At 74.2% G+C, this 318-nt stretch carries 1 pseudogene; it reads right to left on the bottom strand.

The annotated features are described in order from the left end of the window. Positions 1-318, bottom strand: a pseudogene (locus SB751_RS29125) (AraC family transcriptional regulator); the annotation flags it as partial.

The following is a 318-nucleotide window of genomic DNA, read 5'->3' as shown; positions in this document are numbered from 1 at the left end:
GCCGCGCCCGCCTGGCGCTCGGGGTGGCGCACGATGGCGCGGCAGATGCGCGCCAGGCGCGGCTCGGACGGCTGCGGCAGGTGCAGCGGCAGCACCGGCTCCTGTTTCAGCTCGTCCAGCAGCAGCATCATCAGGCGGCCGTCGCGGGTGCCGGGCTGCCATTCCAGCGGCACCTCGGCGGCCGCCACCATCAGCCCGCGCAACAGCGGCGAGATCGACAGCACGCAGCATTCGGTGGGCAGGTGCGAGGCCGCCCCCGGCTCGACGAACACGGTGCGCATGCGCGGCTCGCCGCTCATGCGGATGGCGTGGGATACC

Source organism: Cupriavidus sp. SIMBA_020, from assembly GCF_046535395.1.
GTDB classification, from domain to species: Bacteria; Pseudomonadota; Gammaproteobacteria; order Burkholderiales; family Burkholderiaceae; genus Cupriavidus; species Cupriavidus campinensis.
The sequence above is the reverse complement of the archived record's forward strand: the minus strand, read 5'-3'. Positions and strand labels throughout refer to the sequence as shown.